Source organism: Salipiger sp. H15, assembly GCF_040409955.1.
GTDB lineage: Bacteria > Pseudomonadota > Alphaproteobacteria > Rhodobacterales > Rhodobacteraceae > Salipiger.
On record NZ_CP123389.1, the window covers coordinates 23,819 to 36,910 of the forward strand.

The window sequence follows — 13,092 nt, forward strand, 5'->3', positions numbered from 1 at the left end:
CGATCATCTGCGCTCCGCATCTATTTGGGTAGCTAACAAAATGATTACGTCCGCTTCGGTACGCTTCTCTGCGGGCGGATGCCTTGGCGTTTGCCTTCCCGCGAATTGACCACGCAAAGTGCCGCACGACCTCGCTCAAAATGTGATCCTCTGCGATCCGGGTCCAAGCCGGACAGCCCGGGAATCGTCCCGATCCAGCGGCATCACATGTCGGCGTTCTCCGGCGTGTCCTCGACGTCCGGATGTGCCGGGCGCCCGTCACCACGCGGCGGTCCCTCGGGCCGCGGCTGGAGCTGCGGTGTCGCCTCCACCCGGCGCGTCAGCACGCCGCGAAGGTGCAGGCCGAGCCGGTCCGCAAGCGCCGCGATCATCAGCGTGGGATTGGCATGACCGCTGGTCGGGAACACCGATGCACCCGCGACGAAGAGCTGGGCGACCCCGTGCACCTGGCATTGGGCGTCCACCACCCCTTGATGCGCCGTCGCCGACATGCGCGTCGTGCCGGAACTGTGTGCCATGTCTATGATCCCGGCCGCCATCACATCGCCGCGGAGGACCCAGTCCGCCAGCTGCGGCCGCGGAAGACCGGCGGCTGCAAATTCTTCGCGGATCAGCCCGGCAAGACGGACGAGCGTTCTGGTCTCCAACTCCCCCACCCGCCACCTCACCGCCGGCAAGCGCTGACCGAACCGGTCGCGCCGCTGTGCCAGGAACACACGATTCTCGGGATCCGGCACCTGTTCGCAGACCGCCTGGATCTGAAGGGACACCAGCTTGTGCGGCACGCCGCCGGTCAGATACTCCCCAACCGCTAGGCCCGGCACGCGGCGCAGGACCTGGTCAATCGTGGCGCGCTTGAGCCGCTCGGGAAAGCGGGGGCTTTGCAACGCGAGACGGCCGGCGCCCACCGCGACCAGCCGCGGCGAGCGCAAAATGGCCGAAAGGTCCTGGCCCCAGTGCGTGCTGCCGCCTTTCAGAAGGCGCCGCACCGCGTCCCAGGGATCGTCCGGCGCGCGCTCGCCCGGCATGAAGGCGGCGCAGTTGAGGAGGCCCTCCTCTTTTTGAACCCGCGGGGAGGGTGTCAGGCCGCGCATGTACATGTGGACACCGTTAGGCCCTTTGACACCATAGAAGCCGTAGAGACGGGAGAGCTTGGCAATATCCTCAGGCTTGAAGGCGCCGATCACGGCGCCCGGATGATCCATCAGGCAACGGCCCACCCAGCCGGTCGCATTGCCCAGCCCGGCGGGGCCTTCGCCTTCAGAATTGAGCAGGAGGCGCGCATTCTCGATGGCGCTGGCAGCGAGCACCGTTGCGCGGGCGCGGATGGCCCGACGGCGCCCGGCTCCGTCGGCAACGGTGACACCCACCGCGCAGCGTCCCGCGTCGCGGGTCAGAACCTCCAGCACCGTCGCGCCGGTCAGCACCCTGCATCCCGGTGGCGGGTCCTTCAGGAACTCGGCGCCAGCCCGCAGCACGTCCATCGGATTGATGGTGGAGCGGGCGAATTGCCAGAAGAACGACTCGAGCCGCTCCGGGTCCGGCCGCGGCTCGGGCACCTGGCGCTTCATCAATGCCCAAAGCGCGTCGCCATAGCAGTTGGGCCCGAGATTGAGGACCCGTGCCGCCCTCTCGAGATTGCTTTCGAGGTCCTCGAGGCGCAGCGGCCAGCCGCTGTGCGGAACCCAGGGTCTTTCCTCGAAATCGATGGCGCCAAAGGCCGCCGACTTTCCAGCCCACGCCGCCGTGGCCCCGCCAAGGCCGCGGCAGCGCACGCCGTAGCCCTGCCGGCTGTGCGACCAGTGCGGGGCCTGGGGCGCATGGTAGGCGGTGCGCCGGGTTGCCTGTGCCTCGGTCCAGGTGCCGGCCCCGACGATCACCTCGTTCAGATCCTCCGCGTCCGGGCCCGGCTCGATCCCCCCGCTTTCCAGCACCAGCACCCGCATATTGCAGCCCGCCACGCTGCGCGCGACAGTCAGCCCTGCAGGCCCGCCGCCGACAATCAGCACATCGCATGCCAGATCCTCGGCATCGTCCACTGCCGCAAGCTCGCGGACGAACCGCGAAGAGTTCATGACGCCGCCCCTGAATTGTCCTCGGTCAGGATCTGCTGAAACCGCAGGGCTTCGCGGCGGAACTTCCTGTCCGAGGCGGCGAGGCTGACGTTCTCGCGCAGCTTGCTGAGCCGCGAACAAACCCTGTTGGCAGTCCAGATCGCCTCGTTCATGCGGTCGAGCGGAGTGGCCGCCTGCATCGGGACCGAACTTGGCGAATAGCGTTCGATAACCGGGAACGGAAACACTGCATAGATCGGCAGGCCCGTCTTCCAGAAGTGGTCCATCGCAAGATCGATCGTCGCCTCGATCTCACCCAGAGCCGCCAGCATCCGCTCCGCCCCGGTTCGCGAGAGAATGTAGGACTGCGCGCCAGCAGGGCTCGACTTGTAGCGGATGATAGAACGGTCGAAAAAGAAGCTCAGGCGCACCGCGTCAGCGTAATACATCCCGAACAGCCTCATGTAGTGAATGCCGCGTGCCCGGCAGAGGTCGACGAGCGCCGGCAGGGCAAAGGCCGTGTCGAAGATGACGTCATCCTCGAAGACGAGAAGATAGTCGCTGCTGCCCCGCTGCAGGAATTCCTCGATGACAGTGTAGTGGCTCGACCAGCAGCCGAGCTCCGGCACGGAAAGAGTGCGCCCGAATTTGTGGTAGAGGGTCGCGGGATCATAGCGCGGCGCAAGGTTCACCAGAGATCCGTGCGCGTCGAAGAAATGCCAGGGCAGCGGCAGCCGGGTGAATTGCTCTTCCATGAGCCGACGCCGCGGTGCCGCTCCCTTGAGGCTGATGACGGCTACCTCGACAGGCTGTCGCTCCGAGTGGGGTTCCATTCGCATGGCGCGGCTCTCCTCAGGCGGGGACTGCAGCACCGACGGCCCCGGCCCTCGACGCGGCGTTGCGCAGGCTCCGCTTCTGCCACTGCATTACCGGCAGGGGGTATTGCGCCCCCAGCGACACGCGACAGGTGCGCGACAGGATCTCGAGCGTGCGGGCGTAGTCGTCGGGCAGATAGGTGATCTCGCGATTGGCCCAGGCATGCGGATTCATCTTCGGATGGAACGCGCGCTTCGAGAGCACCGCCTCCCAGTTGACGAAGACATGCCGGTCGGTGTCCAGCAGCCGCTCGGCGCCGCGCGTCCTGCCAAACACGCGTGCCTCCTCCGGATCGTCGAAGATCACACTCAGCGCGACGGCGTTTTCCGGGTCATTGTGCGGCGACAGGCGGCAGTTCGGCAGATCCGCGAAAGTCCGGGCGACGATCGGGTGCCGTCTGCGCAGCCGCCGCAGGAATGGGTCAAGCTTGGCCAACTGTGCCCAGAGCACGGCTCCGGTGAGCTCGGAGACCCGGAAGTTCAGCCCCGCGAACAGCGGCTCTGACGCCTCGCCATGCCCGCGCATGAAACTGCCGGGGTCATGGTACATCCGGGCGCGCTCGAAGTAGCCGCGGTCGCTGGTCAGCACCGCGCCGCCCTCGCCAGAGGTGATATTCTTGAAATGGTTGAAACTGTAGGCACCCAGATGGCCTATAGAGCCGGTACGCCGTTCCTTGTAGCTGACGCCGACGGCCTGTGCCGCGTCTTCGATCACGATCAGCTCGTTCCGCCGCGCGATCTCCATGATCGCATCCATGTTGCAGACCAGATTCAGCATGTGCACAGGGATGATCGCCTTGGTGTAGGGCGAGAGTCGCCGCTCTATGTCGAGCGGGTCCATGGTGAGAGTCTCGTCGATGTCGACCAGCACCGGCACGGCACCGACCGCGAGCGGCGCAATCGCGGTCGCCATCCACGTGTAGGCGGGGACAAGCACCTCGTCGCCCGGCCCGATCCCCGCCGCGGCGAGCGCGGTGATCAGCGCGTTGGTCCCGCTGTTGACCGTCAGCACGTGACTGGCGCCCGTCATCTCCGCGAGCCTCGTCTCGAACCTGTGGGTGTAACCCTTCGCGCCGCGGGGATAGCGCAGGAGTTGACCGTTGGTGATGACCCGTCCGAGAGCGAACAGCTCGCTTAGCCCTACTCGTGGCATTGGCGTTCTCCAGATTGGTGGCTCGCTTTTTGCCGAGCCTTCGTGGGCAGTTGGGATGGGGGAGCAAGGCGGTTGACCTGCCCGGGACCGGCGATGATGTCGCGTCTGGCCTTGCGGCAGATCAGCACGCAGCCCCGGCTGTCGCTGGCCGGCAGCCATGGATGCGTCGGAACGGTGTGGGACAGCTGGGGGATGGGCCACTCGTCGACGACGTCGTACCCCATCGCGTCGACCTCGGCGTCCCAATCCGTGCGCGAGCGGATCTGGTATGGAACGCGCCCCGGACCGATCCGTTCAACGGTGAAGACGCCCGCGTCCGGGCGCAGCGCCACCTCGTTGAGCAGCACGACCTTCGGGCGCTGCGCCAGCGCGGCCACGAACCCGGCAAAGGGCGTGTCGAGATACTGCAGCAGGCCGGAGGCAATCAGTATGTCGCAGGGCGGGGCGTCGGCCAGCCGGTCCACGAAACGGAGCCGCTCCGGCAGCTCGTGCCTCTCCTGACGCTTGCGCGCGGCAAGGACGATGCCGGGCAGGTCAAAGACGGTCCAGTCGAACCGCCGGACGTCAAGCACCCCTGAAAAGGCGATGTACTTCGTTCCCATGTGGCCCCCGGCGTCAAGGACGCGGGTTCCCTGCCCGCCGAGCCGTTCCAGCCAGAACAGCATCGGGTAATCCCAGGGAGCGCGGCGGCACATGATCTCGAAGGAAACCGCGGCGACCTTCTCGGAGTCGTACCCCGTGGCGCTGGCCCGGCGCGCGGCCTGCTCGGCACTGGCCCAATCGCTGTAGACGCCGCTGAAGCGCGGTGCCCATTGGGTGGCCGCGGCGATCCGTGCGCCTCCGGCAATGGGCAGCGCCGCCATGAGGCCGAGCAGGCCCCGCAGCCGTTCGCGCCGTCCGGTTCCGCGCGCGCCCGGCACTGTCTCGACCGGGGTCATGACAGGGTCTCCGAGCTGCGCGACGGAAGCTTCACCGCGTCGGCGAGCAGCGCGCCGAGCGCCGGATCGACGAAGAAGAGAACGGCTAGGTAGACCGCGCCCCCCGCCAGCCCGGACAGAACCGCGAAAAGCAGGGGGTGCATCGGCACCGCCACGATGGCGTGGCCGAAGATGAAGAGCGCCGCCACCCCGAAGACCAGCGCAATGAACGTGCCCCGCAGGCTCCTGGCCAGCTCGCCGGGCAGGATACCCGCCGTGTCGCGGAAGACCTGAACCGCTCTCACCGCGGCAAAGAGCGAGACCCCGGCCTGGGAATATGCCAGTGGAACCGCGCCGAAGGGGGCGAAGGACATGGTCAGCACGACGGAGACGAGGAAGATCGCCAGCGTGTAGCGCGGCAGGCGCCGCACCGCGCCGATTATCGTCAGGAAGGGTTCGATGAAGACGCCCGGAAACATGGGGAGCCGACCCAGTGCCAGGATCATCAGCAGCATCCCCGCAGGCTCCCAGCCCGCACCGAAGAGGCCCCGCACGATCTCGTCGTTGAACACGGCAAGCCAGACCAGGAACGGGGCGCCGAGGGCGGTCAGCACGGTGCACTGGCGCACGAGCGTCTGCGAAATGCGGGCCATGCGCGTCTCCGCCGTCCCGCCGTTGCGCGCCCGGCGCAAATGCTGCCAGGCGAGCACCTGCCCCGGCACATAGATGAGTTCGGTGACGCTTCCGGCAACCCGCTCCGCTGCGCGGAAGAATCCGACCATGGTCGGACCGAGAAAGACCCCCACGATCAGCGTGCTGAACTGGAGCCGGACGTTGACGAGAATCCGGCTCGACAGGTACTGCAGCGAGAAATGCGCGAGCTCGCGCATGATCGGCCCAGGAAGGCCACGCCGGGGCGCCCGGCGCGTGACAGCGAAGGTGACGCAGAGTACGACCAGCTGGCAGGCGAGCCGTCCGTAGACCAGCGCGAAGACCCCTGCCCCCTGCTTCAGCGCAGCGATCGCCACGACGAGACCGACGGCCTCGCCGGCGATCTCCGACAGCGCCGAGCTTCGGATGCGTGCCGCCCAGGTGAGCACGGCTTTCTGCGCCGACGCCGCATTGGCCAGCGCGATCCAGACCGCGAAGAGCATCATCAGCGATCTGAGGTCCTGGTCCAGCCCGGCGAGCAGCACCGCGCAGGCACCGACCGCGGCAAAGGCGATCCCGGACATGATCGCGACGAAAAGGACCTGCTGGACCACCAGCCAGTCATCTCCGCGCGACATGATGAACGGCGACCACCCCATCTCGGCGACCCGGAAGAGAAGCACGGCGCAGGCCGACGCGAGCGCGAAGACCCCGAACTCGGTCGGGCCCAGCACCCGGGCCGCGTAGACAAAGACCATCAGTTGCGCGACTTGCGAGAAGATCCGCTCGAGCATGATCGCCGCGGCATCCGCCGCGGTGCCGCGGCCTGCGGCCGCGACCGGCGCCGCGCTGTCCACCTGAAGATCCGGGGCTTGGGTTCCGGGATCGGTTGCGGTCATCTCAGCGGCCGCCTTCTCGGACGAGGGCGGGCCGGAGCAGGACCGCGGTCATGGCGATCGACCGCCGCACGCTCGGAATAAATGAAATCCAGCGCGATTGGGGTAGAGCATCGCGCATTCCTTGGTAATACCACGGCATTTTAGAAAGTCGGGAAATAATCAAGATAAAGCCTCCGGATGACTCGCCGTCATGTCGAAATTCGTTTCGAAAAAATATTCGCCATGAAGAATTAATTACAGCGCCCCTAGAAAAATAACATTTCCGAACTCATGAAGAATATGGCCAAGGAGGATCTCATAAAGATCGTCACCTCCTTTATGGAACGTCAACTTATGATCGGCTTTCGACGGTGGATTCGGTAGCTAACAAAACGATCATGTTCTTCCCTGCGGATCCGCGATCATTCTGAAAGAAATGCGAAAAATAAAGGCGGGGCGGGGGTGTTCGGCATCCGCGACGATGGCGTCGAGCGCCTTTCCCGGATGGACTGATCCATTGGTCTATTTACCGGCTCGACCGGCCATGGGAGTCTGGACTCGTTGCGCAGCGCCCTGCGCACCCGGCGCCTGCCGCCCATCCCAACCCCACAGCAAGGTGCCCGCGGCCCGCGGGTCTCACCCGTCTCGAACGGAGTCCCGTTTTGCAGCTGTACCCCGCCTCGATCGTCTTTCTTGCGATCCTCGCTCTCTTTGCGGTCCGGGGGGCTCAGAACGTGCTCATGCTCATGGTGGCGATGATCCCCTTCGGCATGTTCTCGGTGGTCGGGCTGCCCTCCGTGGGCGGCCTGTCGCTTCTGGCGGTGAACCTTTGCGCCGCGACGCTGATCGGACTGGGATCCATCGCGCTGGTTGCGCGGCTGATCCGGGGCGACCGAGTGCCGATCGAGCCCGCAACGCTGATCCTTGCACTCTTCGCGATTTATACCGTGTTCTCTGCCACCGTGCTGGTGCGCCTGTTCCAGGGCGACTTGATGGTCTTTGCCCTGTCGCGTGGCGCGACCGGCGTGAAGGTCAGCATTCATTTTTCCTGGGAAAAGGTCTGGCTCGGACCCAGCAACTCGAACATCTCCCAGACCCTCTACGTGCTCATCGCCTGCGGTCTTTTCGTGATCGCAAGCCACGTGCTGGCCAGGCATGGTACGGCCTTCGGTGTCCGGTGCCTCGCGTTCGGAGCCGGCCTCAATGTCCTGCTGGGCGCGATGGACCTTCTGGCGCTCGATCCGCTGCTGTCGATCATCCGCACCGCCGGCTACTCGCTGTCCAACGAAGCCACCGTTAACGGCGTACCGCGGGTGATCGGCGGCTTTTCGGAGGCCTCGAGCTTCGGCGCCGCCAGTTCGATGTTCTGCGCCTTCTTCGCCACCGCCAGTCTGCGCGAGCGGCGGCTCGGGCATGCCGCTCTGGCCCTGGCCAATGGTGGCTTCACGCTGATGGCGCTGTCTTCGACCGGGATCATCTCGCTGGGTGTGACCTGCTTGGTGCTGGGGCCGCAGGCGCTGGCGGCGATGCCCCGGCGCGTGTCGCGCAAGACGCTCATACTTGCCGCCGCGGGTCTCTTCGGGATCACCCTGACGATCTCGGGCATGCTTCTCTTCACCACCGCGCCGGACATGATCGGCAAGGTCGTGCAGAACCTGGTCCTCGACAAGTCGCAGAGCTCGTCCGGAATGGAGCGCACCGCCTGGGCCATGGGCGGCCTCGAGGCCCTGCGCGACACCTGGGGGCTGGGCGCGGGCACGGGATCGCTGCGATCGAACGGCCTGATCTTCGTCCTGCTGGGCAGCGTCGGGCTGATCGGCACCGCCGCCTTCCTGGCCTTCCTCTGGGCCGCCTTCGGCGGGCGGGCTTCCGAGGGGCAGGCGTCGGTCCTGTCGAGCGCGCGGGTCGCCGCGCTGGCCTGCCTGACCTCGATGTTGCTGGCCTCCACGGTGCCCGACCCGGGCGTGCCGCTGATCTTTCTTGCGGCCCTCGCGGTGGCAGCAAAGGCCCCGCGCGGCTTCACCGGCAGATCCCCACGCGGCGAAATTGCCTTCGTAAAATCAATGAGTGCGCCCGGGGACATGCATCTCGACCCCATGCGTGGCGGAGACGAATACCGCGACATCCCGAGGGCACGGATCGTGGGACTGTTTGTCAGCGCGGCGGAATCCAAGGCTTGGCGGCGGTCCGTGGCCCGCACGCGCTCCGCGATCCTGCGCTCCAAGCTCCGCCCCGCCGGAACGGAGCGTGCCGCCGTGGTGTTCGGGGGCCTGCCCAAGATGCTGGGGGCCGCATGAAGATCGCGGTGGCATTCGCAAGCACCGGACGCGCCGAGCTGCTCGGCCAGACGCTTCTCGACCTGCAGCGGCAGATCCGGGTGCCGGACCGCGTCATTCTATCGCTTGCAGGCCGGGACGACGTCGATCGCGACGCGCTTGGCCGCAGCACCCTGCCGGTCGAGGCATTGATCGGCGACAGGGGCCTCACACGGCAACGCAACACCGTGCTCGACGCGCTGCGCGACGAGGACCTCGTGCTGTTTCTCGATGATGATTTCGTCATGGCGCAGGACTATCTCGCACGGCTCGAACAGCTCTTTTCCGAGCGGCCGGATGTCTGCGTGGCCACCGGCACCGTGATCGCGGACGGCATCAACAACGCCGGGCTCAGCGCCGACTACGCGCGCCACCTGCTCGGGCGAAGGCAGGACTTCGCGGCTGATGCAGAGCTCGAAGAGGTGAACAACGCCTATGGCTGCAACATGGCCTTCCGCTGCGCGCCGATCCGGCGTCACGCATTGCGCTTCGACGAGAACCTGCCGCTGTATGGCTGGCTCGAGGACGTGGATTTCTGCCGCCGCGTGGCCGCCCACGGTCTTTGTGTCCGCGCTCCGGACCTTCGCGGCGTCCATCTCGGGGTCAAGGGCGGCCGCCAGAGCGGGCTTCGCTTCGGCTACAGCCAGGTGGCCAACCCGGTCTACCTGATCCAACGCGCGACGATGCGGCCGTCACACGCGCTGGCGCTCATCTCGCGGAACATCATGGCCAACGTCGCGAAGTCGCTGCTGCCGGAGCCCTGGGTGGATCGACGCGGCCGCCTGCGCGGCAACGCCTTGGCGCTGGTCGACCTGCTGCGCCGCAGGAGCGATCCGAGGCGCATTCTCGACCTTGGCGGTGGTCACGATGGCCGCTCCTGATCGCATCGTCCTTCTCAACGATTTCTCCCGCGCCGAGGGCGGGGCAGGATATCTCGCGACCACGCTCGCGGCGGGGCTTTCCGCGCGGGGGCTGCGCGTCACCTTCATCGCCGGTGACACGATCGAGCAGGGCCTGCCGGAGGGTGTCGAGCCGGTTGCGATCGGCGGGCATGCCTTGCTCGACGGCCCGGCCCGCAGCGCGGCGCTCCGCGGCCTCGACAACCGCACGGCGGCCGCGGCCGTCGGGCGCTGGATTTCGGAGAATGACACGCCCGGCACGGTCTACCACCTCCACAACTGGTCAAACATCTTCTCGCCCTCGGTGTTCGACGCCCTCGCCCCGGTCCGCGACCGCCTCGTCATTCATGCGCACGACTTCTTCCTCGCCTGCCCGAACGGCGCCTATCTCGACTTCCAGCGCGATGAGATCTGCGGGCGGACCCCACTTTCGACCGGCTGCATCGCGGTCAATTGCGACAAACGCAGCTACAGCCACAAGCTCTGGCGCGCGGCACGGCAGGGCGTGCTCCAGCGCAAGCTGCGTCCACATCTTCCCTTTGCCAGGTTCGTGACGATCCACGAGGCGACCGTGCCGCTGCTGCGCCGCGCCATAACGCCCGCCCACATGCACGTGATCCGCAATCCAGTCACCGCGTTTGCAAGCCCTGTCCCCGCCCCGGAAGCGCAGCGCCGCTTCGTGCACATCGGGCGGATCCAGAAGCTGAAGGGCGTTTTCGAGATCGCCGCGGCCGGCGAGCGCCTCGGCCTCAGGATCGACTTCTTCGGCGGCGGCGAGGATCTCGACGAGATGGTCCGGCGGCATCCCTCACATGCCTACCACGGCTGGACCGACCGCGACACGATCGGCAAGGCGATGCAGACGGTGCGGGCCGTGATCGTCGGCACCAAGAGCCCCGAGCCCTTCTGCCTTGCCGCCTTCGAAGCCGCGGCGACGGGGCTCCCGCTCATCCTCTCGGACGCGATCCTCGCCGCCCCCGAACTGGCCGGGACCGGCGCTGCCATCATGTTCCGCGCCGGCGACGCCGATGCACTGGCCGCCGTGATCGGCCGTGTCCGCGATGACGATGCGCTCGTCGCGCGGCTCGCCCGCGCCGCGCGCGACACCCGGGAAAGCCTGGGGCACGGGCTTCCGGACTGGATCGAGGCGCACCTGCGTCTCTACACGCAGCTTGCCCGCCCGGCGGGCAGGCATACCGACACTCAAGTCGCCCGTGCCGCGGGCTGAGGAGGAGACAGGATGATCTCGCGCCGCATCATGCTTCTGGGAGGCGGGCTGCTCGCCGCGGTCGCCACGCGCTTGTCCGATGCGCGCCCCGCGACCGCCAATCCGATCCCCGCGGTGCTCCGCCTCGAGGACCTGACCGCGACACCCGCCACCGGTCAGCCAATGTTCATCCCCGGGCAGGGCTGGTTCGAGAGCACCCTCCCGGACGGCGAGGCGGACGGTGTCGTGCACATTTCCGGCCCGGACGGTCGCCACTGGAAGAGATGCGGTTTCGACGGGGCGCTGCATCCCGGCTGGTTTGCGCGTCCAGAGGATGGCGAGGACCAGAGCCTCGCGATCCAGCGCGCCTGCGATCATGCCCGGAAGTTCGGACCATTTGCCGTCGAACTTGGCAATGCCGTCCACCGCTGCCTCTCGATCCTGCGCATCGACCCGACCCGCGTGGCCCTGCGCGGCTCCGGTGCGCGGCTCGATTACTCCGCCATGCCGGAACCCCCGGCCAGCGATCCCGTCGCGACGCTGGACAACATCGTGCCCTCCGCCGGGTGGCGCCGGGATGCGGGGGCCCTGATGTGCGACGATGGCGGCGGCGAGACGCTGTCGCTCGACCTCGAACTGCCCGGCGACGGGCGCTACCGCATAAGCGCGACGATCGGCGCGCTGGAGGGCAGCGAGGACTTCCCGTCGCTCCGGATCGCCATGCTCGCGCCGGGCCGCGAGCCGCTCGCAACACTGGTTGCAGCCTCTCCGGGACCCTTCTATTTCGAAGTCACCGGGCCCCAGCAGGCCGTTCGGCTGACGCTCGAGACCGGCTCCGCGGTGCGCCTCGAAAGCCTGACAGTCAGCCATCACGGGCTGCGCGAGTGCGTGCTCATCTCCTCCGGCGAGACCAGTCCGCAATACGGGCACAAGTGGATGGAGGGGATCGAGATCGTTGGCCCCGGCGCCGGCACCGCCCTGCATGGCATGCGCTTTGAATCCTTCGCCATGGCGCGTTCGGCCCGAATCGAGATGCAGAACGTCACCGTACGCGGCTTTGACACCGGGCTGGTGCTGTCGCACCGCTGCTATCTTCTGCGCGGCACCGCGATGCGGATCAACTGCGGTGTCGGCGTGCATTTCCTCGGTGGCCTCGAAGACGCGGGGGAACTCATCTCGTTCCAGGGCGGCGTGATCGACGGCGGCCGGATCGCGATCCTTAACAACGGGGCCGAGATCTCTTTCTTCGGGACCTCGATCGACTTCGCCGATCAGGTCTTTGTCGGGACGGGCCAGCTGAACCTCGTGGGGTGCCACGTCGAGATGAACCGCCCCAAGGCCGCGGACAAGCCGCTGGTCGACCTCGGCATCGGCAACGTCGCCGTCGACGGCGGCTCGTTCAGCGTCACCGGCAACGACTTCGAGGCCGGCAATCTCTGCGACCACATCTTCGAACTGCGCTCGCCCGCGGCGACAGCGTCGCTCCGCGAGGTCACGCCCTACAACCTGCGCACGCAAAGCGGGGCGCTGGCCGGCGGACCGGGACGGCTGGACACCGCGCTCATGCGGGGCCGCCGTCCGCGGCACATCGCGCCGATCGTGCAATTCGCGCAAGGGCGCAACCTGCTCGGCCCGATGCCGCTCGACCTGCGCGCCAGCGACGGTCCGGGCGGCGGCTTCCAGATGTTCCCCACCACCAACCCGAGCTTCAAGGCGTCGCAGAGCTTCCGCTATATCTGGCTTGTCGGCCGCGCCAGGCCCGGCAGCGAGGTCGGCGTGCATCTCAGGATGCGCTCCGACGTGCAGGGCGAGCTGAGGCTGGCGCTGCAGGCGTTGGCCGGAGATGTCCGGACACCGATCGGCAACGGCTGGGCGTTCAAGGTCGGTCCTGACTGGAAGACCTTTCTCGGTGACAGCAACGACACCCACCCGTCGGCGGCAACCTCTGGGCGGATGCCCGAGGGCAGCCTTCAGATCGGGTTGATGCTCGATCTCACCGGCATCGACGGCACGGTGGAGTTCGCGGACGCGTTCCTATGTGCGATCTAGCCTGCCCTGACAGCGCAGGCCTGCGGTCGGGGCCGGAAGCGCCTCGTGCCCGGGGCCACGGAATGGCAGGGGTCTTTCGCAGGGGCGCGGGATC

Annotated in this window: 9 protein-coding genes; 4 read left to right on the forward strand and 5 right to left on the reverse strand. The window is 67.2% G+C overall.

Annotated features, from left to right (window positions below):
• Window positions 1–203: 203 nt before the first annotated feature.
• The 5 genes from PVT71_RS27495 to PVT71_RS27515 are packed head-to-tail and all read right to left on the reverse strand — an operon-like array spanning window position 204 to window position 6,549.
• Window positions 204–2,075, reverse strand: a complete 1,872-nt coding sequence (locus PVT71_RS27495) for an FAD-dependent oxidoreductase (RefSeq protein ID WP_353476536.1) — start codon at window positions 2,073–2,075, stop codon at window positions 204–206.
• The gene (locus PVT71_RS27500) at window positions 2,072–2,893 is read right to left on the reverse strand and encodes a glycosyltransferase family 25 protein (protein ID WP_353476537.1); all 822 of its coding nucleotides are present in this window, start codon (window positions 2,891–2,893) and stop codon (window positions 2,072–2,074) included. Before PVT71_RS27500 ends, PVT71_RS27495 begins: the two co-directional genes overlap by 4 nt.
• Before the next feature lie 13 nt (window positions 2,894–2,906).
• Complete coding sequence (locus PVT71_RS27505; protein ID WP_353476538.1) at window positions 2,907–4,082, reverse strand: DegT/DnrJ/EryC1/StrS family aminotransferase; 1,176 nt, start codon at window positions 4,080–4,082, stop codon at window positions 2,907–2,909.
• Window positions 4,070–5,020 carry a methyltransferase, TIGR04325 family gene (locus tag PVT71_RS27510; RefSeq protein WP_353476539.1) on the reverse strand — a complete coding sequence of 317 codons (951 nt, stop codon included), beginning with the start codon at window positions 5,018–5,020 and terminating at the stop codon, window positions 4,070–4,072. The genes PVT71_RS27505 and PVT71_RS27510 overlap by 13 nt, the downstream gene beginning before the upstream one ends.
• Complete coding sequence (locus PVT71_RS27515) at window positions 5,017–6,549, reverse strand: oligosaccharide flippase family protein (RefSeq protein WP_353476540.1); 1,533 nt, start codon at window positions 6,547–6,549, stop codon at window positions 5,017–5,019. The genes PVT71_RS27510 and PVT71_RS27515 overlap by 4 nt, the downstream gene beginning before the upstream one ends.
• 641 nt (window positions 6,550–7,190) lie before the next feature.
• On the opposite strand from PVT71_RS27515, the gene PVT71_RS27520 reads away from it, so the two are divergent.
• The 4 genes from PVT71_RS27520 to PVT71_RS27535 are packed head-to-tail and all read left to right on the forward strand — an operon-like array spanning window position 7,191 to window position 12,998.
• Window positions 7,191–8,825: a hypothetical protein gene (locus PVT71_RS27520; protein WP_353476541.1), complete on the forward strand. Its 1,635-nt coding sequence runs from the start codon at window positions 7,191–7,193 to the stop codon at window positions 8,823–8,825.
• 8 nt (window positions 8,826–8,833) lie between these two features.
• The gene (locus tag PVT71_RS27525; RefSeq protein WP_353476542.1) at window positions 8,834–9,724 is read left to right on the forward strand and encodes a glycosyltransferase; all 891 of its coding nucleotides are present in this window, start codon (window positions 8,834–8,836) and stop codon (window positions 9,722–9,724) included.
• Window positions 9,711–10,970, forward strand: a complete 1,260-nt coding sequence (locus PVT71_RS27530) for a glycosyltransferase family 4 protein (RefSeq protein WP_353476543.1) — start codon at window positions 9,711–9,713, stop codon at window positions 10,968–10,970. Before PVT71_RS27525 ends, PVT71_RS27530 begins: the two co-directional genes overlap by 14 nt.
• A 12-nt stretch (window positions 10,971–10,982) precedes the next feature.
• Window positions 10,983–12,998 (forward strand): hypothetical protein, encoded by a 2,016-nt coding sequence (locus tag PVT71_RS27535; RefSeq protein ID WP_353476544.1) that lies wholly within the window; start codon window positions 10,983–10,985, stop codon window positions 12,996–12,998.
• Window positions 12,999–13,092 lie beyond the last annotated feature (94 nt).

Coding starts and splice junctions, on each gene's coding strand:
- PVT71_RS27535 (WP_353476544.1), top strand. CDS start 10,983: ATGATCTCGCGCCGCATCATGCTTCTGGGAGGCGGGCTGCTCGCCGCG.
- PVT71_RS27495 (WP_353476536.1), bottom strand. CDS start 2,075: ATGAACTCTTCGCGGTTCGTCCGCGAGCTTGCGGCAGTGGACGATGCC.
- PVT71_RS27505 (WP_353476538.1), bottom strand. CDS start 4,082: ATGCCACGAGTAGGGCTAAGCGAGCTGTTCGCTCTCGGACGGGTCATC.
- PVT71_RS27515 (WP_353476540.1), bottom strand. CDS start 6,549: ATGACCGCAACCGATCCCGGAACCCAAGCCCCGGATCTTCAGGTGGAC.
- PVT71_RS27530 (WP_353476543.1), top strand. CDS start 9,711: ATGGCCGCTCCTGATCGCATCGTCCTTCTCAACGATTTCTCCCGCGCC.
- PVT71_RS27510 (WP_353476539.1), bottom strand. CDS start 5,020: ATGACCCCGGTCGAGACAGTGCCGGGCGCGCGCGGAACCGGACGGCGC.
- PVT71_RS27500 (WP_353476537.1), bottom strand. CDS start 2,893: ATGCGAATGGAACCCCACTCGGAGCGACAGCCTGTCGAGGTAGCCGTC.